A 25130-nucleotide genomic window follows, 5' to 3' on the forward strand; every position below is an offset into this window, starting at 1 on the left:
AATTATAGATACTCTATAAATAATCTCTTCTGTTCTCAAATACTTAAAAAAAAAATGCAAGAGAAGCCCTCTTGCATTTTCATTTAGAATTGATTCTCCTAATAATTTATCTTTTCCAATCGTATGGTCGACTTTTTATCAGAAACTTCCCTTAGTAAAATATAGCCATTCTTAGCTTTCACAGGATAAATCTGTCCTTTTTCAGTAGTCATCGGAATCTTTTCATAGCTGTACTTCCCGTCAACTTGAGTAATAACGCCCAAAATCCACTTAGGATTGCGTGTGCTATTTTTCTCATTATCTGTATAAAAATAAGCATAATTGTCACCTTCCAATTTCTGAGAATATAAATAGTCAAATGCGCCGCTATTTTGCAAAATCGGTCCCCACGCAGCTATGTTGGACATGTTTTTGGTTTTGTCAACTTTTTTATAATAAACCAATTTCATATTTTGGTCAAATTCCATTACAAACATGTCTAGAATGCGAGAATTGTTGGATGGATTGTATCCTTCGGCGATTGCAGTTGTATGTCCATTATTTAACAGTCGGAAATTTAGAAACTGAAGATACCCGTACGATTTTATTTCACCCTCTTCACTTATTTTTAAATGTTCATCAAGGTATCGCCAGAAGAATTTTTCCTCGGATAATTTCTCCCCAGTAGATCTGTCGTAAGTAATTTGAACCACTCCCAAAACTTTCGAATTATCATAAACTTGCTTTTTGGTCATGTAGTTCATCAAGGAATAAACAATCAGTTTATCTTTTTCATATTTGATGGTTTGCACTTGATTTAGAGTTGAGCCATCTGATTGTTTGATGGAAAATTTCTTTAGCCCAGAAGTTAAATCAAAAACATCGTAGTAGGTTTCAAGGTATTTTCCAATTTTCTCAAAATTGTATCGTACCATTATCATATCGTTGCCGTTACTGCTGTAATATTCAAACATATCAAAAGCCTTCGTCCCGTCATCGTTGAACTTATAATTCCATATTTCATTAAATTCTTTGTCAAAAACTTTAAAGCTTTTAGTGTCCCTAGCTACTTTTTGAGCAAAACTCTCACCAGCATAAGCTCCCGATACTGTGCTTAAATCAAATAGTAAAAAATTGCTTCTACCTACGGGCTGCAATGCGTTATTTTTTTGAACATCGTCGTATGTAACTTTAGAATCAGCGGTTTCACTCTCTACAGTTTTGCGATTGTCCTTCATCGTGAATTGATTTGAAAGCTTAAAAGTTTCCAAATCTAATTCTCTAAAACGATGGTTGAAGGCTGAGATAGGCCCCATCATACTATTATTAGAGCTATCTTGAATTCCTATTACTAATTTATTTCCAATCTTGCGAACAAAAGAAAATCCAATATTAAGTTTTACAATAAACGAAAATCTATTTTGCACAAATGTACCTGAGGTCAATTTATTTAAGTTTTTGTCTAGTAACACATATTCCAATTCATAAACAGCTTTGCTTTTTCGATCATTTTCATAAAGTAAAAGGTAACCGTAAACATCGTCGCCATCGTCATTGTAGACAATTCTGGAATCTAAATATTTACCAGACGAAAGTTCCGCAAGATCTTTTACTTGACCTTGTACGGAGATAAAAAACAATAAGAATAAGGGTAATAGTTTTTTCATATAGATTTGTAATAAGTAATTATTTCATTCAGTTCACTTTTACGCATTTCTCTAATTAAGTGTAAAAATGTATTATAACTAGTCGAGTACTGCGGATCTGGCGTTTCTAACGCTTCATTGAGACGATATAAATTTTGCAATTCTTGCAGTTTTTCTAAGTTTTGCCCAGTCATTTGCCGCAGCCATTTATCCTCAGGATTAGTTTGCAGCTGTAATAAACAGTGGTACAACGACAATCCGTACGATTTTAAATAATGCAGCGAATAGATATAATCAAAGGGTGCGGACTTTTTTAGCTCGGCAAATCCAGCGTTTGCAGGTCTTGGAATATTCTCTTCTACTTTAAATAATTCAGTCATACGCTCAGCCCTCAATTCGCAATCAGGATGGGTTTTTAGAGAATCTATTGTCCAAAATTTTGGCGTTTTGTCGTATGTATAATCAGAAATCTCATCCTTTTCTAGCCACTTCATATTAAATGGTTGATTGGGAGTGCTAAATACTTTCTGATAATGTAAAATGCTGATCGAGTCCTTATCTTTATCAATATCACTTAGCCAAAGAAGCGAATTTACAGCCTCAGATTTTGCTTCTGGAAAAGCTTTCGCAAATAATACATAACCCAAAGAATCGGCTTGAAACTCAACACTTCTGCTTGTTTTTCTGTCCTCGTAAACAATTTGTCTAAAAAGCTCAGAAGCCATCTTTCCTTTGTTATATTTATTTTTTTTAATACTTGAAGTTTTCGCTTTGATATCGCTAGAAGTATTTAATTCAGCCGAAGCAACCACACTTGTATAAGAATGATTGAGCAATCGATGCGCTATTTCGTGACACAAAACGTATGCAATTGTAAACTGGTTTCTTGCTCTCAAAAACATTGGAAGATTAAAAACTACGTATCCTTCGGCAGAGGCAGACGCATTTGGATTTTCGGCGGCAGCAACCAGAATAGTCACTTGATTAATCTCTTTCCAATTTGGATTAGCTTTCTCGATGACATCAAGTTGAGATTTAAGAAATGTTGTATATGAATTATCTCCAAAAAATAATCCCTTATTTATCTGCTCTTCAACGTCTTTCTTGCGAGATTTATAAACTTTTAAGGTCTGATTTCGTACACTTCTATCGGTCAAGGATGCAAATTCACTCTCTACCTTGGCGGCTCTCAATCCATAGTCGATAATAAGCGATTTTCGGTACTGCAAATTTAAGGTATCAATGGATACTGCATGTTGCGCTTGCAAATCTGTCAAAATAAATACCGCTGCTAAAGCCAAAAAGAATCTCGTCGGAGCCATCATTATATTTAAGTTCAATGGTGCCAAATATAACTCAAAACGCCGACGGTTGGTCAAAATATAAAATTATTTTTAATTTATCTTTAACATAAATTATACTATGATTGAGCATAATTTTTTTTTGGCTTTCGCCGAAAGAACTTTAGTAACAAGATCCCGTTTAGAGTAGAAGTTTATCTTAATTAGATATCTAGCAGGGCAATAAACTTCGGCTGAAGTTATAAGGAAAACTAGGGAAAATCGACTTTTGTAGGGGTATTTACTAGATTTAAAATGTACTAGAATCGAACCACCGCACCTAATCCATATTCTTTACCATTGTAAAACGGAACAACCAATCCATTGGTATCCTTTCTATCTTTGAAAAGTGTTTTTTTAATTAGAGGATGCACCCAATAAGCAATTTTTGTACTCAGTATTCCTATTCCGGCGCCCGCGGCGACGTCGGTAAGCCAATGCCGATTGTTGTACATTCTAAAAAATCCTGTCCCTGTTGCAACTGCATATCCAGAAATTCCATACCAAACAGATACATCTTTATATTCCTGATATAAAAATTCTGCACCCATAAAGGCCGTGGCGGTATGACCCGAAGGAAATGAATTAAAAGATGAGCCATCTGGTCTCTCAACGCTTGAAGTAGATTTTAAAATCCCAACCGTTCCGCCCATTATCAAGTAAGCTGTTGTTAAGATTATAGTTCGATCTTTAAAATTGTTTTTTCCTTTTATACCAAAAGCATTTAATGCATAGACCGAGGCAAAAGGTGCATATTGCGAAAAGTCGTCTATCGATAAATTCTCATCAATATGCTCCTTAATTTCATCTCGGGTGTTAGTATTCATGTTTTTAATACTTGCACTCTCTAACCCAATTACGCCAAATCCTACTAATGTCGCAGGAATTATCAATGCTTCGTACTTAAACTTTAAATCTTTATTTAATACAGGAGTTACTACTATTGTAGTGTCTTGAGAGAAAATTTGAAAAGTTTGTAGAAAAATAATTAAAAATATAGCTATTTTGGTCATCATATAATATAATAAGTTAAGGGTAGCTTTTTTTTGAAGAAAAAACAATTACAATACTATTGCAGAATTAGTTTTAGATGCTGTTGATCTAAGATTTAGTCCTGAATTATGATACAATTCATCGGCGACCTGAAAATTGGAAATACTTTGCTTTTCAAAATTTTTGTCAGCAGGCAAGGGGCTTAAACTGTTGTCTGCAGGATTCCATAAATAGAGATTGGCATTTTTTTGTTCGTCAAGAATCATCACTTTGTTGTCCTTTAGCGTACCCAATTTTCGGTAGTTTCCAATATAAGCACGTTCGTCTTCGGGCTTCACGGCAAAGACATCCTTGCCGAAAAAGTTGGAGGTATAATCCCATTTTAATAATGAGAAAAGTGTTGGAAAAAGATCTATCTGAGAAGACAATTTCGCCACCTTTGCCGATTTGCTTTTTGGAAGATTGGCGATAAAAGCGGGAATATGGTAGTTCTTGACGTCCAATTCCCAACGTCCTGCCGAATTTGCGCAGTGATCGCTCATAATTACGAAAACGGTATTCTTAAACCAAGGCTTTTGTTTTGCTTTTTTAATGAATTCGCCAATGGCATAATCGGTATATTTTACAGCTCCATTTCGGCCACTACCAGACGGAATATCAATTGCTCCTTCGGGATATGTGTATGGTTTATGATTGGAGGTAGTCATAATAAAATCGAAAAAAGGTTTTCCGTTTCCGTGTGCTTTATCAGCTTCTTTGAGTACTTTATTGTAAATATCCATATCGCAAACGCCCCAAGCATTCTCAAAAGTTACTTCGTTGTCATCAATATTTGTACGAGTTGTCGTGATGCTTTTGTCTAACAAAAATCCACGACCTCTGTCTATAATATTAAAGCCGTTTCCGCCAAAATAAGTATTCATATTGTCAAAGTAACCGTCGCCACCGTAAAAGAAATTGCGATCGTATCCTTGCTGTTTGAAGACTTCTCCAATAGTGTATAAATTTTGATTATTTTTTCGTTTTACAATACTGCGGCCGGGAGTTGGCGGAATAGAAAGTGTAATGGCTTCCATACCTCGCACGGTGCGTGTCCCTGTAGCATAGAGATTTTCGAAAAAGATACTGTTGTTGGCGATTGAATCTAATGTCGGCGTAATTTTATCTTGATTGCCAAAAGCGGTTAGAAACTCGCCACTTAGACTTTCAATACATATAAAAATGACATTTGGTTTTTCAGCCTTTTGATTATCAGATTTACTAATATTTCTGAAAATAGAATTTGCTTCCGGATTTTGAAAAGTAGTTGTAGAATCTGAGAGTGATGCCTTAACAAGCGCATAGGCTTCATTGAGCGGAATTACTTTGTAAAATTCATTATATGGAAGCTCATTATTTCTGAAAGCTGAGAAGAAAGAATATATTCCCGCCTTGGCTACTTCGTTATTATAGCGGTTTTCAGAAAAATCTGCATTGCTACTTGAGATAAATATTCCAGAGAGTACTGCAATTGCAAACCAAGGAAGAGCCGCCACTAGTTTGGTTTTGAATGTTGATTGACTGTCAAAAGTTTTGCTGAAATATCCTAATTTATAAATTATATAAATGCTCACCACAACCAGTAAAATCATACTGCTAAGTAGAATAGGAAGCGGATAAGATTCGTTGATATTTTTTACCACTTCGTAGGAATATACCAAGTAATCTACGGCGACAAAATTGAAACGTCTATGAAACTCATCCCAGAAAGTAAACTCTCCAAAAAATGAGAAGAAGATTATTAGTACAGAAACAAAAAATCCAAAGTAGGTAAATATCTTGTCTGCTAGAGATCCATAAAAACGGGGAGAAAGTGCTAAGAGGTAAATAAGAAATGGAACTGTAAAAAACGATATTGTAGCTATATCAAACAAAAACCCAATCACAAAAGTAGAAAAGATTGAAATTACTCCTTTATCAATTTCTGAGAAATTCCAAATTAGAAACGATAATCTGGTAATTAATGACAAGAGAAGGAATAGACCAATAAAAGCTTTAAGCAAGGAAAATCTGGAAGGGAATAGTTTTGACAGCATCTTGGGGTAATTTATACTTCAAATGTAATGCTCAATTCTAAAGCAATATTAAAGACGAATTATCTTGCAAAAAAAAATCCTGCGGTTGTTGATTACCACAGGACTTCTAACTTTACTAACACAAAACCAAGCAATTGATTATTTCATATTTTCACTTTTTATTATTTTACCATTCATATTAATTGCAACTTCTATATTGGATTTTCCTTTTTTAATTTCAAATTCATAAACTACAGTTTCTTTTGTTTCAGAAATTTCTGCTTCCTCAATGCTGTAACCTGGATATGATTTGTTTAGATTAGCCTGCATTTCCGATGGCACTTTATTAATTTCGATAGAATGTTCTGTCTCCTTCCACATTCCATTTTCAAGGAAGTTGGCCGAATATTTAATTTTGTCCATTTTGAACTCAGCTTCCCACTCTTGATTTTTCTCCTGTGACCATTTCACGTTTTTGGCGGTTGGAAACTTATGAGAAAATGCTTCTTTCACAAGCTTTGGCGCCTCTTGCAGCGCAGTAAGAGAAAGGATAGTGAACACTAAGAACGGACCTAAAAAAATCTTTAATGTTTTCATAATTAGATACTTTAAATTAATTGTACTGTAAAGCTATTAATCAAATCTAAAGCTACTTTTAAGGAACTCTAAAGGAATAATCAAGTAACATTTAATTATGATTTAGCTGGAAAAAAAAGCACTGAAAAGATATGCTGCTTATTTTCGAATCTATAAGTTAAGGTGTAGCCGTATAAATCGCAAATCTTCTGAACAATGGATAACCCTAGTCCGGTGGACTTAAAGTTATTCTGTTCACGATAGAAACGCAAATGTAATTTGTCAGGATTATTTATCGCTATTTCACCAGGATTTGAAACCAGAAGAGACGAGCTGTTTGTGAAGATTACAATATTTTCGTTTTGTAAACTATGTTTTATAGCATTCGAAATTAGATTATTGACTAGTATTTCTGCTAAGTAGGGATCAATTTCCACTTGCAGATTTTCATTGGCAAGATGAACGATATTTTTTATCTCAAGTTCTTTATAATCTTCAACTTTTTCGTTTACAAGTTGAGAAATTGACACTTCTTCAATATTTACAAACTGATTATTATCAATTTTTGTCAAAATCGTAATTTTTTTGTTGAGTTGCTTTAATCTCTGAATGTCTTTTTGGATAGAACTTACTTGCTCAAATTGCCTATCATTGATGGCGTGTTCATTAATAATATTGTCAATTTTTGCCTGTATGATTGCCAAAGGTGTTTGAAGTTCGTGAGAGATATTCTCCGTATATTGTTTTAAATTCTCATAATCAGTTCGAACCTTAGTCGTGAGTTGCTGTATGTGAGTCTTTAACTCCGAAAATTCGACAATATCACTATCAACTAAAACTATTGGGTGGCTTGAAGTTAATGAAAATTCCTTCATCTGATTTAGATTATCAAAAAACGGTTGCCAAATTCGCAAATTCTGCGCTTTATTAAAATAAAAAAGAAATAGAAAAGCAAGTAGGAAGATTGCAATATTTGACAAAACAATTGCCATCACTATTTCATCGGTTTCAACAACTAATGTTCTAATTACAATGTGATAATTAATATTATTGATCCTTTTATAAGTAGATAATTCTCGAAATAGTTCCCGTTCATTCTGTGATGGATCAAATAAAACAGTGTCTTTTAAACTTTCAGCCTTTAAAGAATCTACAATCGTGACTTCGGTGATTGGCGAAAGCGAGTAAATCTCTTTGTGATCTCTAATGGCATCCGTAATTCGACCTTCGGTAGAGTGCAACTCTTCTTCAATTTCCTTTTGGAGTAAATTATGAGTATAAAAATACAAGGCAATGCAACTTAAAAAAGCGAGAATAAGTCCCGTAATTAAAAAAGTTTTAGTTGTTTTTTTTATAAGTGTCGTTTTCTTACTCACGTGGAAAGTTTTAGTCTTCTGCAAATCGATATCCGGTTCCATAAGCGGTTTTTAGGTATTTGGATCCTTCGATGGTCAACTTTTTACGAAGATTATTAATATGGACATAAATGAAATCAAAATTGTCGAGTAGGTCGCTATCATCGCCCCAAAGATGTTCGGCAATTATTTCTTTGGAGAGGACTCTACCTTTATTAGAAACAAAAAATAGCAACAAGTCATACTCTTTTCGCGTAAGCGTAATCGGCTTGTCATTAATAAAAGCTGTGCGCGATTTGGTATCAATTTTTATTTCGTGAAAAACGATTATCTCGTCGCCACCAAATTTACCTCTTCTTAAAACTGCGGTGATTCGTGCGTTGAGTTCGGCAAGATGAAAAGGTTTTGTAATATAATCGTCTGCGCCCAAATCGAGACCTAGAAGTTTATCATCTAAAGAATTATTTGCAGAGATTATAATCACGCCGGCAGTTTTCTTTTCTTTTTTTAACAATTTTAATACATCCAATCCTGATCCAGAAATAAGATTAATATCCAAAATAATAATATCGTAATCGTAAATACTTATTTTGTCTATTGCTTCGTAATAATCTGATGCTACCTCGCAGATATTTCCATCACGATGGAGGTAATTTGCGATTGCTTCTTGCAAATCTTTCTCATCTTCGGCAATTAGATACTTCATTTAGCTGAAATTTTAGAGATAAAAGTACTATTCGATTCTAAATATATTCTAAAGTAAAGCATTTTATTGCAATTTAAGTTTAATAGATTCCATCGCTTCCATGGTCGTATCTTACCCAATTTTGTATAAATCTTCTGATTTTTTAAGGTCGAACATACCATATTTAAAAGAATCTTCAATTTCCAGGGCTACATCGCATTTGCACAATCGAGATTTCACAGTATTCCAGATGGCTAGCTGCACACATCTAATAGCCACATTTCGCCATCCTACGATTTCACATCGCACCTCATGCGGGCAGAGATTAACGCCAATAATTTTACGAGTAGATGTTAGCAAAGCTTCTACGGGAAGATTATTGAGTAGCCCTCCATCTACATATTTATTGTTATTTATCGTAATTGAGTTGTACAACAAAGGCAATGCACAAGAGGCGAGAAGTACTTCTACCAAATTATTTCCTTCGGAAACAATCTCATATTTTCCAGTGCTAATATTTGAAATACAAATGTGTAAGGGTAGTTTGAGACAGCTAAAATTATTCGTACTAAAATGATTGACCAGGAAATCTCTAAGGTACATCTGCTCGGACATTGTGGGATGAAAAATTCGCAATTTAAAAACTTTCAAAAATCCACTCTGATGTGTGAGATACAAGATTTCGTCTGGGGTATAACCAGCGCAATACAAGCCCCCGACCACACTTCCAGCGCTAACTCCCGAAATTATATCAGGAAAAATTCCGTTTTCATTTAGTGCTTTGAGCACCCCAATATGTGCGGCACCACGAGCGCCGCCACCCGAAAGTACGATTCCAATATTAGCTATCACTTTTGAGTTCTTTAAGTTGCTCCATTATATCTTCCATCATTTCGAGTTGTATTTGCTGAATTTTCATCAGCTCCTCTTGTTGTTGAATAACAAGGTGATCCATTTTTTCGTGCAACGTTCTAATCTCCAATTCTGCTTTCATATTAATCATATAATCCTGCTTGGAACGTTCGCGATCTTTATCTTCCTGTCTATTTTGACTCATCATAATTACGGGCGCTTGAAGAGCTGCAAGACACGACAAAATCAAATTTAGAAGTATAAAAGGATATGGATCAAATCCTTTCTCACTCAGAAAAATGATGTTGATAATCATCCATATAATAATAAATACGCCAAAAATAATTATGAATTTCCAGCTTCCGCCAAAGGATGCAACCTTATCAGCAAGGTTTTCTCCAAAAGTATAGGTATTTGTGTCGAGCTCATCTGGCTCTTTGGAAATCAACTCGTGGTTGGTCATACTTTTGAGAACGTCCTTTTCGAGTTCTGAAAGTTCAGCAGCGTCTCTGAGTAGGTAATTTTCTAAATATTTTTGTCGATATCGGTTTAATTCTGATATTGCAATTGTGCTTTCTCTAACAAAAGTAGGATGTTCTTCTTGGATAAGTCTAAAAATTGAATCTCGGATATTAGTTCCCAAAACGATTTCAGCTTTATTGAAATCCAAATTAGAAATTGAACTTTTATAATTTTCCATAATCCAAACCTTTTAGTCTTTAATAGCTTTCAAAATCGTCGGTAACACAATCAGCAATAGCGGTAGGGCGAAAACCAACCCTCCAATTACCGCGATTGCAAGCGGCTGATGTAGCTGAGCGCCGGTACCAATACCCAAAGCCAGCGGACTAAGAGCCAATATAGCGGCAAATGCAGTCATTAATTTGGGGCGTAAACGTGCAGCAATAGCATATTCTATTCTCTCAATATGTGCTAGTGACTCGTCGCTTTCTAAATATTGCCTGTAGGTGAAGATAGAATTCTCTCCAATAATACCCACAATCATAATAATTCCAATATAGCTGCCCACATTTAATGCTGTTCCAGTGAGGTATAAACTCAGTAAACATCCAGCGACTCCTAAAACTGCGATGACAATAATCGCCAAGGCAATTTTGATTCTTTTGAACAAGAATAAAATTACTACAAAAACCAATAGGATAGCTGAAATAAGTATCATCATTAATTCCTTAAAAGCTTTTTGCTGATCGTGGTAAGCACCTCCATACTCAATTGAGTATCCTGCGGGAAGCGAAATGTTTTTTGATAGATGAGTTTGCACATCTTTTAATGTAGATCCAAGATCTCTATTATTAAGCCGCGCGGTTATTACACCCATAGATTTCTGATTTTCTCTATTGATTTCAGAAACACCTTTACCGATGCTTATGGAGGCAACACTACTTATCGGAATACTTGATCCTGTTGGTAATAATATTGAAGTGTTTTTTAGATTTTCAACGGTTGTCTTTTGTGCATCTGGATAGAGTAGTCTAATATTTACTAATTGTTCTTTGTCGATGATAGTACTCACAACTACTCCTTCAATCTGTGTTTGTAGCTGAAGTTGAAAGTCACTCACCGTAAGTCCTAACTGCGAAAGAACTGGAACATTTGGAATTATCGATAGAGTAGGACCAGCGGCAATCAAGCCATCATTTACGTCAGCAGTTCCGGGAACTTTTTCCAATTCGGCGGCAATTTTTCTGGATAGCGATTCTAATGTTTTCACATCTTCACCAAAAACTTTCACTTCAATCGGTTGAACAGAACTCATCAAATCTCCTAGCATATCTCCGATAACCTGCCCAAAATCGACAGTTAGTTGCGGAACACTTTTTTCTATTCGAGTTCGTATTTCGTCAGAAACTACAGTAGTTGTATTGCTGCGACTATCTTTCAGCTTAATGAGGTAATCCCCGCGATTGGGTTCTGTAATAAAAAATCCCATCTGAGTTCCCAATCTTGAGCTATAGGCTTCGACTTCAGGTTGAGTATCAAGAATAGTATTTACCAATTGCAACATTCGATCTGTTTCCTCTAATGTCGTTCCCGGCGGACTATTAAAGTCTAATACGATACTTCCTTCGTCCATTTCTGGCAAAAAACCTGATGATAAGCGAGACGGAATGACAATGATAATCACCACACAAATAGCCATAAATACAAACCCGATTAGAGGTTTTCCTAATATACTGTGGATCCATTTTGTCTTAATCGCGGGTTTCGCTTTAAGTGGAGTATTTCGTGTAAATACAATTGATAATACCGGAACTAACAGCCACGTAACAAGAAATGAAGAGGCGAGAGCGATAATCATACTAAAAGCCATCACCTTAAAATAAGCTCCTGCAACTCCTGTCATTAATATAAATGGAATAAAGATCACAATTGTACTCAGTGACGACCCGAGCATCGCAGGAAATAAATGAGAGATAGCTTCGTGTGATGCCCAACTCACAGACTCTTTGTGATTCTCTTCTCGAATTTTATGAATTTGTTCTATGATAATGACCACATCGTCTATCATCAGACCTATTGCCGCAGCTATGGCACCAAGCGTCATAATATTAAAAGTAAACCCCACAAGATCTAGTACTATTAATGTCAGCGATAATGACAACGGAATAGTGAAAAGCACCACCAAACTAGCCGAAAAGGATCGCAAGAAAACAATCACAACAATTAGTGCCAATGCTAGACCAATCCATAAAACATCCTTGATACTAGCAATACTTGTATTTACAAAGTCGGCTTGTTTGTAATATGGTTTTAACAAGACACCTTTCGGGAGCGTTTTCTGCAATTCAATAACCTTACTTTCTATGCTATTGTTAACATCAATAAGATTGGCATTTGGCTGTTTTATAATGGCGATAAGTGGAACATTTTTTCCATTTGCACGAATTTTTTGATATTCTTTGACCTCATTTACTTCAATATCGGCAATGTCCCTTAGCTTGATAAGTCTAGTAGGACTGTTGATGATTACCAAGTTTTGCAAATCGCTAATATCATCCACAGCATTATCGGTGAGTGTAAGATACATCCGATTGTAGTCGCTGATATAACCATTGGATTGTAGCAGATTCGAATTTACAATCGCATTCTGAACCGTGGTAACCGAAATTCCCAAGGATTTCAAAATATCAGGTCTGAGCACAACTTGAAATTCCTTGTCTTTTCCGCCAATTATGCTCACATCAGATACTCCCGTTGTAGCCGCAAGAAATGGTTTTATACGATATTTTGCGATTTTTTTCAAATCGACCTGCGACAATTTATCACCTTCTAGAGAATAACCCATCACCGGCAAGATTGAAGGATTCATTTTCTCGACAGAAAATACTGTATTAGGCAGCAAACTTCCTTGTGATTGATTAATAAAGGACTCAATCTGACTTTTCGAAGTGTTGATATCGACATTCCAATCTAGGTAAACAGATATTTCGCAACTTCCACGAGAAGTGGTGCTGCGGATATATTGCAGTCCTTCGGTGCGTCTGAGGATATTTTCTAGCGGAACAGTTACGGTGCTCATCATCTTATCTACAGGCTGCTGCCCGGCATCTGCGATTACTTTAATTTTCGGAAAAGTGATATCAGGGAAAAGTCCCGTTTTGAGATTTGAATAAGCAAAAAAACCACCCAGCAAAAGCAGTACTGCAATTGCCAACAAAGGAAATTTCAATGATTGTGGTACATTTTTCATTTCCTTCTTATTGAGATTATTGTCGAATCCTGCATTTGATACCCACCTTCAAGCACGATGCGGTCGTTTAATTTTATTCCGCTTCCGCTAATTTGAATAATCGAGTCATTTTCCAATAACGGAGTAACATTTTGCTTTACTGCGATCGAATCCTTTTCAACTTTAAAAATCCAATATTCTGTCAGTAACTCGTTTGTTTGCAAAGCTTTCTTGGGTATCGTCATCGTATTTTTTGCTTCTTTGTATAAAATGCGAACCTGCACGTTTAAGTTCTCAGGAAGATTTCCTTGTGGCAATGCGATCAGATAAACCTGAGACTGCGCCAAAGCATCTATAGAAGGTAGAGATCCCGTAATCTTCGCAGTCATTTTCTCGCCATTTTGCAAAATTATTTCACAATCAGATCCAATCTGCAGCACATTGTTATACTCAAACGGCACATTTACTTGGATCACTAATGAATTTGGCTGTACAACAGTTGCCAGAATATCACCTTCTGCAACGTAATCATTATCAGTAATACTCAAAACCGAAATTACGCCCGAAGCGTTACTTCGTATTCCGATTGGATTTATAAATTTCCGCAGCGAACTATCAATTTTAACAGCAGCTTTTAAAGCATCCTGCTCTTTCGTTCGGACAGTTGCAAAGCTTTGACCTGTACCAATTTTATCACCAATTTTGAAGTTCATACGCGAAATATATCCCGTAACATTACTTCTGATATTCTCTTTACGCTGATACACAGTAACTCCGTTAAAACTTAGAAATTGCTGCACATCACCTTCAGCAATCAAAGTTGTTGTCACTTCTACTGCGGCCTTGTGATTATTTCCTACCGCTACATCTTTCTTGCAGGCAGCCATAGATAGCAGGAAAAATCCACTCATAAGAGTTTTCGCAATTGTCAATTTAAGATTTACCATTGTAAGTAATTTAGCTGACTTTGCAAAAGCCAATGATTAGTTTGAGCCTGTAGTTTTGTATAAACACTCATTTTGTAATTTTGCATAAGGCTGAGATAATCAATAATAGAAACTTGGCCTTGCACCAGTTTCCCTTTGTAGATATCGAGAATTTGCACATATTTTTTTTCTTGCTTTTCTAACAATACCACTGCTTTATCATTTTCGGAAATCTGACGATTCAGCTCTTCCAAGTTGTTTTTGCGCTGCAGTCCAGAATTAAGTTTGTAAGCTGTCAAATTTTCGGTTCTCAGACGGTTTTGTTCCGCATTTAGCTTTCGCTGATGCCCATCATAAATCGGAAGACTCAATCGCACACCAGCGCTACCTCCAAATTTTCTGTACATATCTGTAATTTCCACCGCATTAATTCCGGCATTTCCATATAAACTAACTTGCGGTTTATATTGATTTTCAAAAATTTTCTGATTAGCAGCAACTTGCAAACTATCATTTTTAAATTTCTTTTCATAGAATGCTAATTCACTTATTACTAACTTGTTAATTAACGGTATCTCAACTCTATTTTGAGGTTCATTTGCTAGTCCGCTCATAGTCTGCAAAGCATTAATTGAAGTCTGAAAACTATTTTGCACCTGCTGCAGCTCGATATTTTTATTCTCAATATCGAGCTGCAATAACAGATAATCACTCTGCAATAAAATCCCTCTTTTCACCAGTAGTTCCACCACTTTAAGGCGGTTTTTAAAGTCCAATAGTGTCTTTTTTATAAAGTCTTCTTGCAGCTGAAGTTGGTAAACTGCAATATAGGAAGCAGTGATATTCCGAATAAGATTGTGCTTAAATTCTTCCGAATTTAGCGCGATGCCATTGTTCAGAAGCTGGTTTTGCAGTAGCAAATTGTCTGTTGCAGCGCGGTTAAAAAGGTTTTTTGTAATATTAATTTGTGCCGAATATAGTCCGCCGTTTGTCAGTCCTGCATCATATCCGTACGCATTTGCAGAAGGTGTCGTTGTAATTTCGATCGCTTTGCCATTACTGTCAAAAAATGGTGCAAATAGCACATCAGAAGTTGCATTTACCAGAAATCCGCTGTTCTGTGCTTTGATAATTCGACTCTGCAAATCTCCAAGTAGAACTAAATTTGCCGATTCCTTAATTGCCGCTGAATTATTTTGAGCCTGACTCAAAAAATAAGGCAAGTCGTGTGTCTGCGCAAGAATTGTCACAGTGCATAACAATGCAAGAAACGTAAAAAGTCTAGTTTTAGGCATATCTTCAATTTTATAGAAGCTTTTCAACAGAATTAGTTGAAAAATGCTGGTATTTTAATGTAAAACTAGGACTGAATTCTAAAGTTATTTTAAAGTAGGATATCTCCGTTGCATTAGAATATTCTATTTTTTTTGGGCGGCTTGTTGCTGTCATTGCGAAAGGAGTAAGGACTTTCATCGACTTTAACATTATCGCAATGACAGCAACAACCGGGCTCTCCGCTGTATCTTTGCTGCAAGAAATAACATTTTCATTTTTTCAAATTAAGTTTAGCAGCAAAGGATGCCGCTATGATCCCTGCCGCAAAAGGGTGGGTAGAGATAAACGTTATAATTTATTATACTTCTTAAAAATTGTTTCTCAGCTTCAATCATTTAATTTTGACCTTTAAGTAGTAGACTAAAATGTTCAATTTGCTAAACATGAGGCTGATAAGTACAGCAGTTAATAAATATTTATACTCTCAGATAGACTTATAATCTTATGCATAAGGTGAAATTTCCTTTATTCTATTGATATGTGTAAATTTGCCTAACGTGGCCACGAGGCAGGTCCCAAAAACCAATAGTTATGAGTCAAAAATCCTATATAAAATGTCTAGAATGCGGCACCTTGAATCTAAATCGAGACTATTGTAAAAATTGTGGGGCGATTGTGAATATCAACCTAAAACGGCAGCTGTTAAGAGAGAAGAAAATTTTAGAGCAAAATGAGGTGGAGCGAATAAAAGGACCGAGTAAAATCGATAAATTTTTTAATGACGCTTCCGAGCATCCCAATACAATTGTAAGAGGTTTTTCGAAATTCATTTATTCGGTTTGGTTGTTTTTAGGAATGGTGGTTGGTGCACTTATTGCTGGATTTATCAGCATTGTCACTGGATAAAACGGTAATTACCTTAATATATGAGAAATAGAATATACCTGGTGATGACTGTAGTTGCTTGTGGAATATTTGCTCTTCAAAAAAGCGGAATATACTTACCCGGAATTTTGAATAATTATGCGAATGATTTACTTTGTCTCCCGCTAGTTTTGGGATTTATTACTTTTGTGATTAGGCAATTAAAAAAGGACACTGATTTTCAATTGCCGCTATTTTTCGTTGTGTTAATGGCTTTGTATTACTCTATTTACTTTGAATATTATCTACCAATACATAATCCTCGTTATACCGCAGATTGGATTGATGCCTTATTGTATTTTGTGGGAGCTTTCGCGTTCTATGGCTATCAAAGAGTTAACTTTTTGCGATCTACTGTGCATCAGGACTAATTGATGATAACTTCAAAACTTTTCAAAAAACTCTTATTAGACGAAAATTGTTTCAATTGTAGATTCAACTCACATCTTACAACAAAACAGATGCGTGGAAAAGTCATGATGTACGTTGCGAAATGATTGATGCTAAGTGGAACTTGTGTTACTACTCGGTCTCAAATATTTTGGAATAGTCAATCTAATGTTTTTCTAAAAGCAATTCATTCTATAGATTGACGATTTTTTAAAATTTACACATATATATGGTGATTGCCACATTTTTGCTCAAGTAAACTGTCCGTGGTGGTGCCAAATAAAATTTCTATAATAGATCTTAAACAGCAATCCGAATTGAGATGGGGTAGTAGCATGCAAATTTTACGATGCCGCTATGTAATAAAGTTTGCAGAATTATTTCTTAGTAGCCCCAAGGAGCAGTGGGAGTTTTGACCGTTTTTGTAAGATCAAAAACAACCGTAAATACGCGTTCACTGCCAACTCTTCGAAGATTATATGACAAAGAGTTTTCGTCAATGGTAAACCACCATACATTTGCTGCAGCGGCGGGCAAAATTGCAGTCGTATGTGCATCGGCAGGAAACATTTGTAAATTTGCCATTCCAATATTAGAACTTATCCCACCATATTGTGTAAGCTTCTCTTCGCTACCGTCAGGATTTCTGTGATCGTGCTTCAAACTGATAACCTTCTCGGAATTCATCTTTAATACCCAAGTTCTAGATTTATCTTCGCCGACAAAAAACGGAATTCGAATTTCATTTTTCTGACAGGAACGGACATGCATAATTAATTTCTTGCCAGTAAATCCATCGCCTTCAACGGCGCCCGCAGTAATAGTTCCTTCATACGATTTTCCGCAATGCGCTTCTAGTTGTTTCCAAAAAATTTCGGAAGTTGTTTGATTTTGCGCAATTAGATTTAGTGGGAATAGAATTAAAAAATATAAAAGTGTTTTCATTTGTAATTAGGTAATAGATCCCATAAACATACACAATATTATTTGAAGATTATATATGAAGTGTGGCTGAATGATAAAAGATAGCTGTCAATCTTTCGTATGAAAAGACTTTTACTTATTTTGATAAAATAAAGCTGCAATAATGAAAAAACCGACTCCTGTAAGCGTTGGTGGTAATATTTTGGATGAGACGCCAATAAATATCATTCCAATTGCAATTAAAAGTAAGGATATTATTAAAATTTTCTTCATAGGGATGGTTTTTATTTATTTTGTAAATAGACCAATTTTATATTTTATGCAAATTATACTAAAATTTCGTTTCGGTAATGCATTTCCTTGATTGATTTTGAAATTCTTATTTGTTGAAAATCATTTGCTCGGTCGTCAATACTAAAGAAATTAAAGATTTCAAATAGAATAAGGAAGTTTTAATAAATAATTTCTTACGATTTAAGCATGCTTTATATTTTCGACAGTGATAACAGATTGAATTCAATATTTGCCGCAAAATTTAATAAGGAACTTTAGTTATTTGCAACTAATATTCAATAATAATTATTATAATCTACATCTTTAACACTTCTTATATTAATTATAATTTGACCACAAAAAGGACATAGTAAACTTCTGCAGCATCAATTAATATTTATCTACACGAAGTTCAAGTATTTACATATTTTAAAAACGTATTTATTCTTCCTTTCATATCTAAGGGTAATTATCGCAGTATAAATGAAAATCATTGTGTATGTTGTTTTTCCTACAACGGCTCCTTACATTTGCGTTTAGTCGACAAAATTAGTTTTTTATCGATTGGTGATATATTTAGTACTGGAAATCTATCCATTTGTTTAACACTAACAGTCTTTAAAAATAAGTACGACTGCAAGACGAATCATTAAAATTATGAAGAAGAAAATTTTATTATTGTTGCTTATCGTTGCACAAATGAATGCATTTGCTTTCGACAAAACAGCTAGAACGGAGTACGACGATTATTCAAATGATGATTATGAAACTGAAATGGTCGGTTATTCCACAAATGAAGTAGCTGCGCCAATTGACAGCTGGACACCATTTTTACTTCTAGCTGGTGTGCTTTACTCGGTATATTACTTTGAGAAAAAACGCAAGTCTTCGGCAGTTACAAAATAATATATCTACACATAGCATATAGGGACAAATCAAAATTTGTCCCTATTCCTTTTTATAGCTAATGCGACTATTCGCAATTTTCTCTACACAAACATTTAACCGAACCATTTCTTGGCAATAGTTTAAGAATTAGCTTTTTTCTTTAAAATTATTTGCATCTTTTTCAGATTGAATTTGTACAATTGAATTGTATTAATTACTGAAATATTCGAAATACATAAGCAACAATTTTTCTATTGAAATACTCTTCTGCGCAAAGCTGATACCAACCCAAGCGCAGCGAATTGGCGAAGGACATCCTTTGCTGCTAAACAAAGATTTGATATTGCTACGAAAATTTCTGGCAGCAAAGATTTAGTGGACGACCCTATCCGAGCCACATATCATTTCTATGGTATGATAGTCGTTCTGGCGACGGGATGTGCGCAAGTAAGATTATGGATGTTATGGTACTAAATCTTATTTGAAGATTTGGCCACTTCACGCCGCTTTATTGAGTATTTTTGCCACGCCTAAACAATTATCAGCCATTATGCGACATTTACAAGAAAAACCTAAAAATACTGCCAATTCTGAACCCCGAGTAACGATGAAAACTGCTTTTAAAACTATAATTTGGCCGCGGCGAAATTTGGTTTTCATAGGATTACTATTAATTGTAATCAAAAGCTTATCAGGTTTAGTTTTGCCCTGGCAAAGTAAGGTATTGCTGGACGATGTGGTGCCAAACAAAGATTTTACATTACTCTATCAGTTAATTGCCATCGTAATCGCGGCCATCACCGTGCAGGCAGTCACTTCCTATTTATTGACGAGAATTTTAAGTGTGCAATCACAATTTCTGATTAGTGAGCTGAGATCTCAGGTACAGAAAAAAGTGCTTTCGTTGCCAATCAGCTTCTTTGATAATACCAAATCCGGTGCCTTAGTGGCTCGAATCATGAGCGATGTGGAAGGTGTTCGAAATCTGATTGGAACAGGATTGGTGCAACTTGTCGGCGGATCATTTACCGCAATTGTGTCACTAGTTATTTTGATAAAACTAAATGCTTGGATGACACTTTTTGTGTTTGTACCACTTTCTGTTTTTGGATTTATCGCGTTGAAAGCTTTCAAATTTATTCGTCCAATCTTTAGAGCCCGCGGGAAAATTAACGCCGAAGTTACGGGAAGATTGACCGAAACTCTTGCGGGAGTCCGCGTTATCAAAGCGTTTAATGCCGAAGAACAAGAGAATATTGTGTTTGAACAGGGGGTTGATAAACTTTACCAAAACGTCAAAAAAAGTTTGACCGCTACGGCTTTGATGACCAGTTCGTCGACATTTTTGATTGGTGTTGCCACCACCGGAATTATGGGAATGGGTGGATATTATATGATGATTGGCGAAATGACTACCGGAGACTTCTTGTTTTTTACGCTTATTCTTGGATTTATGATTGCGCCAATTGTTCAGATGAGTAATATCGGAAGTCAGCTGACCGAAGCACTTGCGGGTCTTGACCGAACCGAAGAATTGATGAATATGACTGCCGAAGAAGATGATAAAAATAGAGATATTGAACTATCAACTATCAAAGGAGATATTGAATTCAGCGATGTTTCGTTTTCGTACGAAGAAGGAAAGGATGTTCTGCATAATATTAATTTCAAAGCTCCTGCCGGTTCTGTGACTGCTCTTGTAGGAAGTTCTGGATCTGGAAAATCGACCATTGCGGGATTATCGGCTACTTTCTTGACGCCAATTTCGGGTAAAGTTACGATTGATAATCAAGATCTATCCAAGGTTAAATTGAGTAGTTACCGTCAATATTTGGGCGTGGTTCTGCAGGACGAATTTCTTTTTGAAGGTACGATTCGCGCCAATATTATGTTTCCACGACCAAATGCTACCGAAGCGGAACTTCAAAATGCTGTAAACGCGGCTTATGTAAATGAGTTCACCGACCGTTTTGACGAGGGCCTCGAAACCCTAATCGGTGAGCGTGGAGTGAAGCTCTCTGGCGGTCAACGTCAGCGATTGGCGATTGCGCGTGCGATTCTTGCCAATCCGAAAATCATCATTTTGGACGAGGCGACTTCAAGTCTGGACACTGAAAGTGAAGCGTTAATTCAGAAGAGTTTAAATGAATTGATCAAGGATAGAACCACGATTGTCATTGCCCACCGTTTGAGCACAATTCGCAAGGCAGATCAGATTTTGGTCATCGAAGCTGGACATATTGTCGAGCGCGGCACCCACGACGAGTTGATTGCCAAGGAAGGTAGGTATTTTGAATTATATACCTATCAGTCGAAAATATAAGTTGGGAAGGAGTTAAATTTAAATTGAAAATTTGTGCTTTTTTGGAGCTTTATTGCTTCGCCCGTTCGCTTTGCTCGGGTCTGCTGTCCACTGTATCTCTCCTGCCCAAAAGAAGTGGCAGGAAAGGATGTGCTTCGCCAGTTCGCTGCGCTCGGGTCGTTCCGATCAGGGCTAGGGGAGTTGTAGTAGATTGAAGTGAGGTTAAACAAAACTCGCTTGCGACATCAATTCGTTGACATTTTAGTATATTTGTACTTATAATATTAAATATTATGACAACCTTAAAAGTAAATACTAAAAGCAAACAGGCTAAAGCATTTATAGAACTCGTAAAAACTTTTGATTTCGTTACTATTATAGAAACTGAGTCAGAAGATTCTTGTGTTGTCGAAGAACCCGCTGAAATGGAATATAATCAAAAATTTGTTGAAACCGTTTTACATTCTTTTAAAGACGATAAAAGAACAACAATTGAATCTTCTAAATTATGGGAAAGTATATAATCGAATATACTGAAACAGCAATTAGAGGATTGCAGAAACATAAAAATGCTGGAAATCAAGCCACGATAAAAAAAATTAACGCCATAATTTCTGATTTAGAAAGTATGCCATACAATGGTGTTGGCAAGCCAGAAGCGTTAAAAAACAATTTATTAGGTTTCTGGTCAAGAAGAATCAATCTTAAAGATAGAATTATCTACTCAATAGATGACAATCTAGTAACCGTAACGGTCGTTTCTGTGCTTGGCCATTATTACGATAAATAGTTTTAGTGGTAGTTTTTAAATTGATGAGTTATACGTTTGATTAGGAAATTTAAAATCACCAATAAACATATTCGTGCACGTAAACGCCCTTTAAATTACCTTCAATTACATTTTTTGAAGCAATCTTTCCTCTCTCATTATACTCATATTTGTTACGCCACTTACTTCCACTTTTGACATCTTCATAAATCTTTTCAATTAGCAAATCGTCACTATAAATATAATGGACTTTTATTCTAGGTTTTCCATTATCAAATTCTATTTTTTCAACTAACCTTTTCCCATTATATTTATAAGAGACATTGTGGAAATTTCCGCTTTCAGAGAGGATTTTTCCTGAATCATCATACACCTTTGTAATAACATCATTTATTCCAAAGGATTTGTCAAAAAAAGTGGTTTGAGTTTTATTCTTACTATATATTGTGGTCGATTCGCTGTCTACTTTGCGCTTGTGAGTAAATGTTTTATGGCCAATCTCTCTCAGTTTGCTGTTTAAAAGTATAGTTTTACTCAGATATTTTTTTCGACCTAGCAATTCTAGATAACCTATTGATTTTAATAACGAAGTCGTATCTCTAATAATGTGCAGCTGTTTGAAATGTTCTGAATCCTTTTCTCCGACACTGGCGAAAGAATCACTTTTTTTTCTAATTTTCTTTTCCCATTCTTCCTCATATTTGCTGTAGTAACTAAAGACATCCACAACAGTATCGGTTCTTCTGTATAAATGTCTCTCAAATCCGATATTTGAATGTGCGAACACTGTTTTATCAATCTGATTGTTTGAATCATAATGAAAATACCAAACTGCAATTATACCTTTACCATTAAATTCGGAGTTTTTAATATAGTAAGGTTGTCCAAGTTTGTTAAAACGTTGCACAATTCCTATCCTACTATTTTTAGAAATTGTAATTTGCTTGATTCCGTCGTTATTATCTTCCAGCCACATAAAATCTTTGTCCAGAACTTGCGAATTACAAAGATTAAAGGCTACCAGCATAACTAGCAACGAGAACTTTCTAAACTTAATCTTTCTGGACTTGTGAGAAATTGGTAAAATATCAAGAAGTTTTTTGATTTTAATTTATTTTATAAAGTTTATGACTTAATTTTTTTGGAGCTTTCTCCTGCTGTCCACTGTATCTTTCCTGCCCAAAACAAGGGGCAGGAAAGGATGTGCTTCGCCAGTTCGCTACGCTCGGGTCGTTCCCATCAGGGCTAGGGGAGATGTGGTAGATTGAAGTGAGGGTTATATATAATGTATAACTAATTTCTTAGTTGAAGTACGACCAATTAAAGAGCGTTAAACATTAAATTCGTTTAGTGTTTAGAGGATTTTGTCTCATATCAAAGACATCATATATTTCTATCCAGTTTTGCTCTTTATTGAACCAGTAAATAATTTTGTAATTTTTATAAAGAATATATCTAAAATCTTCATTACGATCCATTAGGAAATGTTCAATCTGGCCCATTTCAGGCTGCTGGGTCAGTATCAGAGTCGCGTTAAAAATACCATCTGTTACTTTCTCTGCGATGCGCAAGTTTGCGGTATCAAGGTAAAATTGAAATATTTTTGCTAATTCTTTCAGAAGATTTCGTCCAAAAGATTTTTAGCTCCATTTCTGCATTTTGGCTTTTAAATCATCGGCACCAATTAGACGTCCATTTTGTGAATCATCCATCGAATTATCTATACGATTGTTAAGCTCCTCAATTGACATTGGTTTAAAACGGCCATCGTCAATGCTTGATTTTTCTTTCTTTAAGATGCTTTCGAGCTTGGCTATTATCTCTTCACTTTGAATTTGCAAAAATTCCTGAACAAATTCAATTTTTCTAGTAGGTAAATCCTGGATGTGCTAATTTAGCTGACAGTAGAAGTTAAGCATAAAGTCTTACATTTAGCTTATGATACAAGAACGAAAATTATATGATGCAGCTTTTAAACGACAAGCTGTAGAATTAAGTAAAGACAGAAAGAACCTATCTGAACTTGCAAGAGAACTTGGTATACAGGTCACTTTACTTTACAAATGGCGTAAAGAGTTTGATGCTTTTCAATCAGGAAGCTTTCCAGGTAATGGTAATTTAAAATTAACTCCGGAACAGGAACGTATACGGGAACTAGAGAAGAAATTACATGATGTTGAGTTAGAACATAGTATATTAAAAAAAGCAATCGCCATTTTCTCCAAGACCGATCGATGAAATACTGGTTCATTAAAAGTAATGAAAAGGTTTTTCCGATTGATAAAATGTGCAAGGTTCTAGAAGTAAGCTTTAGTAGCTACTATAGATGGAAGCGGTCTTCTGTTAGTAATAAAGTCATTAAGAAAGAACATTTAAAAGTAGTAATAAATGACACCTACTTTCATTATAAGCAGCGCTATGGTAGTCCAAGGCTTTGTGTTGATCTACAGAAGAGAGGGATTGAAATATCACGAATTACAGTAGCTAAGTATATGAGAGAAATGGGGTTACGAAGTAAATTAAGTAAAAAATTCCGAATAACTACAGATTCCAACCATGATTATTTAATTGTAGAGAACCACTTAAATCGGCAGTTTAAACAAACTGAACCTTCCAAAGCATGGGTATCTGATATTACCTATATACCTGTAAAAGAAGGGTTTCTTTATTTAACGACTATCTTAGATTTATATGATAGAAAACTGATAGGCTGGAGTTTAAGTGATGGCATGTCTACTGATCAAACAAGCTTACCAGCGTGGAGAATGGCTCTTAAAAACCGAAAAATAAGTAAAGGTCTTATCTTTCATTCTGATCGTGGTGTTCAATATGCCAATAAGAAATTTGCTAATACTCTTGAGTCCTATAAGGTCAAAAGGAGTATGAGCAGAAAAGGGAACTGCTGGGATAATGCAGTCGCTGAAAGCTTCTTTAAATCACTCAAATCAGAGCTGATTTACGGTAATAAGCTTATATCGAGAAAGGATATGGAGAAGGAAGTATTTGAGTACATAGAACTATGGTATAATAAAATGAGAAGGCATTCTTCTCTTAATTATCTAACAATTCAGGAGTTTAATAATTTAAAAATTAATAGCAAATATGCGGCTTAACTAATACTGTCATTATTGTTTGCATATCCATCCATTTGGTTTTCTTTTAATCAAATATACAAAATTTTATATTTGACTGATATCCATCACTTGTTATTTATCCATACTTCACTTATCTGATTTAAGAGAAGTTAAGAGACCTATATCTACATTTCATATTGTTAATTGAATGCAC

The 25130-nt window shown here is 35.3% G+C and carries 26 protein-coding genes; 9 read left to right on the top strand and 17 right to left on the bottom strand.

Annotated elements, in window-relative coordinates:
• Positions 1-98: 98 nt before the first annotated feature.
• The 12 genes from SBO79_RS09455 to SBO79_RS09510 form a co-directional block, all read right to left on the bottom strand.
• Positions 99-1646 (bottom strand): DUF6770 family protein, encoded by a 1548-nt coding sequence (locus SBO79_RS09455; RefSeq protein ID WP_318640175.1) that lies wholly within the window; start codon positions 1644-1646, stop codon positions 99-101.
• Positions 1643-2965, bottom strand: a complete 1323-nt coding sequence (locus SBO79_RS09460) for a M48 family metalloprotease (protein ID WP_318640176.1) — start codon at positions 2963-2965, stop codon at positions 1643-1645. Before SBO79_RS09460 ends, SBO79_RS09455 begins: the two co-directional genes overlap by 4 nt.
• 260 nt (positions 2966-3225) lie before the next feature.
• On the bottom strand, positions 3226-3981 hold the full coding sequence (locus tag SBO79_RS09465; RefSeq protein ID WP_318640177.1) for a phosphatase PAP2 family protein: 756 nt from the start codon (positions 3979-3981) through the stop codon (positions 3226-3228).
• Between the two features lie 45 nt (positions 3982-4026).
• A complete protein-coding gene (locus SBO79_RS09470; protein WP_318640178.1) occupies positions 4027-6033 on the bottom strand; it encodes an LTA synthase family protein in 2007 nt (668 codons plus the stop codon).
• 138 nt (positions 6034-6171) lie between these two features.
• Positions 6172-6609 (bottom strand): PepSY domain-containing protein, encoded by a 438-nt coding sequence (locus SBO79_RS09475; protein ID WP_318640179.1) that lies wholly within the window; start codon positions 6607-6609, stop codon positions 6172-6174.
• Positions 6610-6704: 95 nt separating this feature from the next.
• Complete coding sequence (locus SBO79_RS09480; RefSeq protein ID WP_318640180.1) at positions 6705-8006, bottom strand: sensor histidine kinase; 1302 nt, start codon at positions 8004-8006, stop codon at positions 6705-6707.
• Positions 7975-8649, bottom strand: a complete 675-nt coding sequence (locus SBO79_RS09485; protein WP_318640181.1) for a response regulator transcription factor — start codon at positions 8647-8649, stop codon at positions 7975-7977. The genes SBO79_RS09480 and SBO79_RS09485 overlap by 32 nt, the downstream gene beginning before the upstream one ends.
• 111 nt (positions 8650-8760) lie before the next feature.
• A complete protein-coding gene (locus SBO79_RS09490; protein WP_318640182.1) occupies positions 8761-9480 on the bottom strand; it encodes a patatin-like phospholipase family protein in 720 nt (239 codons plus the stop codon).
• A complete protein-coding gene (locus SBO79_RS09495) occupies positions 9470-10180 on the bottom strand; it encodes a DUF1003 domain-containing protein (RefSeq protein ID WP_318640183.1) in 711 nt (236 codons plus the stop codon). The genes SBO79_RS09490 and SBO79_RS09495 overlap by 11 nt, the downstream gene beginning before the upstream one ends.
• 12 nt (positions 10181-10192) lie before the next feature.
• Positions 10193-13192 carry an efflux RND transporter permease subunit gene (locus tag SBO79_RS09500; RefSeq protein ID WP_318640184.1) on the bottom strand — a complete coding sequence of 1000 codons (3000 nt, stop codon included), beginning with the start codon at positions 13190-13192 and terminating at the stop codon, positions 10193-10195.
• Complete coding sequence (locus SBO79_RS09505; RefSeq protein WP_318640185.1) at positions 13189-14118, bottom strand: efflux RND transporter periplasmic adaptor subunit; 930 nt, start codon at positions 14116-14118, stop codon at positions 13189-13191. The genes SBO79_RS09500 and SBO79_RS09505 overlap by 4 nt, the downstream gene beginning before the upstream one ends.
• Positions 14112-15392: a TolC family protein gene (locus SBO79_RS09510; protein WP_318640186.1), complete on the bottom strand. Its 1281-nt coding sequence runs from the start codon at positions 15390-15392 to the stop codon at positions 14112-14114. The genes SBO79_RS09505 and SBO79_RS09510 overlap by 7 nt, the downstream gene beginning before the upstream one ends.
• Before the next feature lie 197 nt (positions 15393-15589).
• Between SBO79_RS09510 and SBO79_RS09515 the strand changes: the two genes are divergently transcribed.
• From SBO79_RS09515 to SBO79_RS09525, 3 genes are all read left to right on the top strand, one after another.
• Positions 15590-15784 (top strand): hypothetical protein, encoded by a 195-nt coding sequence (locus SBO79_RS09515; RefSeq protein ID WP_318640187.1) that lies wholly within the window; start codon positions 15590-15592, stop codon positions 15782-15784.
• A gap of 263 nt (positions 15785-16047) precedes the next feature.
• The gene (locus SBO79_RS09520; protein WP_318640188.1) at positions 16048-16278 is read left to right on the top strand and encodes a hypothetical protein; all 231 of its coding nucleotides are present in this window, start codon (positions 16048-16050) and stop codon (positions 16276-16278) included.
• Between the two features lie 20 nt (positions 16279-16298).
• Positions 16299-16667 (top strand): hypothetical protein, encoded by a 369-nt coding sequence (locus SBO79_RS09525; RefSeq protein ID WP_318640189.1) that lies wholly within the window; start codon positions 16299-16301, stop codon positions 16665-16667.
• Between the two features lie 403 nt (positions 16668-17070).
• Here SBO79_RS09525 and SBO79_RS09530 read toward each other — a convergent pair whose 3' ends face one another.
• Positions 17071-17631 carry a hypothetical protein gene (locus tag SBO79_RS09530; RefSeq protein WP_318640190.1) on the bottom strand — a complete coding sequence of 187 codons (561 nt, stop codon included), beginning with the start codon at positions 17629-17631 and terminating at the stop codon, positions 17071-17073.
• Positions 17632-17742: 111 nt separating this feature from the next.
• On the bottom strand, positions 17743-17883 hold the full coding sequence (locus SBO79_RS09535) for a hypothetical protein (RefSeq protein WP_318640191.1): 141 nt from the start codon (positions 17881-17883) through the stop codon (positions 17743-17745).
• Positions 17884-18540: 657 nt separating this feature from the next.
• On the opposite strand from SBO79_RS09535, the gene SBO79_RS09540 reads away from it, so the two are divergent.
• The 4 genes from SBO79_RS09540 to SBO79_RS09555 all read left to right on the top strand — a co-directional run bounded on the left by SBO79_RS09540 (position 18541) and on the right by SBO79_RS09555 (position 21863).
• The gene (locus SBO79_RS09540; RefSeq protein ID WP_318640192.1) at positions 18541-18789 is read left to right on the top strand and encodes a hypothetical protein; all 249 of its coding nucleotides are present in this window, start codon (positions 18541-18543) and stop codon (positions 18787-18789) included.
• Between the two features lie 532 nt (positions 18790-19321).
• On the top strand, positions 19322-21094 hold the full coding sequence (locus SBO79_RS09545) for an ABC transporter ATP-binding protein (RefSeq protein WP_318643499.1): 1773 nt from the start codon (positions 19322-19324) through the stop codon (positions 21092-21094).
• Between the two features lie 272 nt (positions 21095-21366).
• A complete protein-coding gene (locus SBO79_RS09550; RefSeq protein WP_318640193.1) occupies positions 21367-21597 on the top strand; it encodes a hypothetical protein in 231 nt (76 codons plus the stop codon).
• Positions 21582-21863 (top strand): Txe/YoeB family addiction module toxin, encoded by a 282-nt coding sequence (locus SBO79_RS09555; protein ID WP_318640194.1) that lies wholly within the window; start codon positions 21582-21584, stop codon positions 21861-21863. Before SBO79_RS09550 ends, SBO79_RS09555 begins: the two co-directional genes overlap by 16 nt.
• 55 nt (positions 21864-21918) lie before the next feature.
• Here SBO79_RS09555 and SBO79_RS09560 read toward each other — a convergent pair whose 3' ends face one another.
• The 3 genes from SBO79_RS09560 to SBO79_RS09565 form a co-directional block, all read right to left on the bottom strand.
• Positions 21919-22869, bottom strand: coding sequence for a hypothetical protein (locus SBO79_RS09560; protein ID WP_318640195.1), 951 nt, complete (start codon positions 22867-22869; stop codon positions 21919-21921).
• A gap of 310 nt (positions 22870-23179) precedes the next feature.
• A complete protein-coding gene (locus SBO79_RS13965; protein ID WP_406600261.1) occupies positions 23180-23461 on the bottom strand; it encodes a type II toxin-antitoxin system RelE/ParE family toxin in 282 nt (93 codons plus the stop codon).
• A 21-nt stretch (positions 23462-23482) separates the two neighbouring features.
• Positions 23483-23683, bottom strand: a complete 201-nt coding sequence (locus SBO79_RS09565) for a hypothetical protein (RefSeq protein WP_318640196.1) — start codon at positions 23681-23683, stop codon at positions 23483-23485.
• A gap of 97 nt (positions 23684-23780) precedes the next feature.
• Between SBO79_RS09565 and SBO79_RS09570 the strand changes: the two genes are divergently transcribed.
• Together SBO79_RS09570 and SBO79_RS09575 are read left to right on the top strand one after the other, a co-directional pair.
• A complete protein-coding gene (locus SBO79_RS09570) occupies positions 23781-24080 on the top strand; it encodes a transposase (protein ID WP_318640197.1) in 300 nt (99 codons plus the stop codon).
• Positions 24077-24955 (top strand): IS3 family transposase, encoded by an 879-nt coding sequence (locus tag SBO79_RS09575; RefSeq protein ID WP_318640198.1) that lies wholly within the window; start codon positions 24077-24079, stop codon positions 24953-24955. Before SBO79_RS09570 ends, SBO79_RS09575 begins: the two co-directional genes overlap by 4 nt.
• The last annotated feature ends 175 nt before the right edge of the window (positions 24956-25130 follow it).

Source organism: Flavobacterium ardleyense, assembly GCF_033547075.1.
In the GTDB taxonomy this organism is placed as follows: Bacteria; Bacteroidota; Bacteroidia; order Flavobacteriales; family Flavobacteriaceae; genus Flavobacterium; species Flavobacterium ardleyense_A.

Bases quoted from the DNA above. Each gene is read 5' to 3' on its own strand.
- SBO79_RS09455 (WP_318640175.1), bottom strand. From the start codon at position 1,646: ATGAAAAAACTATTACCCTTATTCTTATTGTTTTTTATCTCCGTACAA.
- SBO79_RS09465 (WP_318640177.1), bottom strand. From the start codon at position 3,981: ATGATGACCAAAATAGCTATATTTTTAATTATTTTTCTACAAACTTTT.
- SBO79_RS09470 (WP_318640178.1), bottom strand. From the start codon at position 6,033: ATGCTGTCAAAACTATTCCCTTCCAGATTTTCCTTGCTTAAAGCTTTT.
- SBO79_RS09475 (WP_318640179.1), bottom strand. From the start codon at position 6,609: ATGAAAACATTAAAGATTTTTTTAGGTCCGTTCTTAGTGTTCACTATC.
- SBO79_RS09480 (WP_318640180.1), bottom strand. From the start codon at position 8,006: ATGGAACCGGATATCGATTTGCAGAAGACTAAAACTTTCCACGTGAGT.
- SBO79_RS09485 (WP_318640181.1), bottom strand. From the start codon at position 8,649: ATGAAGTATCTAATTGCCGAAGATGAGAAAGATTTGCAAGAAGCAATC.
- SBO79_RS09495 (WP_318640183.1), bottom strand. From the start codon at position 10,180: ATGGAAAATTATAAAAGTTCAATTTCTAATTTGGATTTCAATAAAGCT.
- SBO79_RS09500 (WP_318640184.1), bottom strand. From the start codon at position 13,192: ATGAAAAATGTACCACAATCATTGAAATTTCCTTTGTTGGCAATTGCA.
- SBO79_RS09505 (WP_318640185.1), bottom strand. From the start codon at position 14,118: ATGGTAAATCTTAAATTGACAATTGCGAAAACTCTTATGAGTGGATTT.
- SBO79_RS09510 (WP_318640186.1), bottom strand. From the start codon at position 15,392: ATGCCTAAAACTAGACTTTTTACGTTTCTTGCATTGTTATGCACTGTG.
- SBO79_RS09515 (WP_318640187.1), top strand. From the start codon at position 15,590: ATGACAGCAACAACCGGGCTCTCCGCTGTATCTTTGCTGCAAGAAATA.
- SBO79_RS09525 (WP_318640189.1), top strand. From the start codon at position 16,299: ATGAGAAATAGAATATACCTGGTGATGACTGTAGTTGCTTGTGGAATA.
- SBO79_RS09530 (WP_318640190.1), bottom strand. From the start codon at position 17,631: ATGAAAACACTTTTATATTTTTTAATTCTATTCCCACTAAATCTAATT.
- SBO79_RS09535 (WP_318640191.1), bottom strand. From the start codon at position 17,883: ATGAAGAAAATTTTAATAATATCCTTACTTTTAATTGCAATTGGAATG.
- SBO79_RS09540 (WP_318640192.1), top strand. From the start codon at position 18,541: ATGAAGAAGAAAATTTTATTATTGTTGCTTATCGTTGCACAAATGAAT.
- SBO79_RS09545 (WP_318643499.1), top strand. From the start codon at position 19,322: ATGCGACATTTACAAGAAAAACCTAAAAATACTGCCAATTCTGAACCC.
- SBO79_RS09550 (WP_318640193.1), top strand. From the start codon at position 21,367: ATGACAACCTTAAAAGTAAATACTAAAAGCAAACAGGCTAAAGCATTT.
- SBO79_RS09555 (WP_318640194.1), top strand. From the start codon at position 21,582: ATGGGAAAGTATATAATCGAATATACTGAAACAGCAATTAGAGGATTG.
- SBO79_RS09560 (WP_318640195.1), bottom strand. From the start codon at position 22,869: ATGCTGGTAGCCTTTAATCTTTGTAATTCGCAAGTTCTGGACAAAGAT.
- SBO79_RS09570 (WP_318640197.1), top strand. From the start codon at position 23,781: ATGATACAAGAACGAAAATTATATGATGCAGCTTTTAAACGACAAGCT.
- SBO79_RS09575 (WP_318640198.1), top strand. From the start codon at position 24,077: ATGAAATACTGGTTCATTAAAAGTAATGAAAAGGTTTTTCCGATTGAT.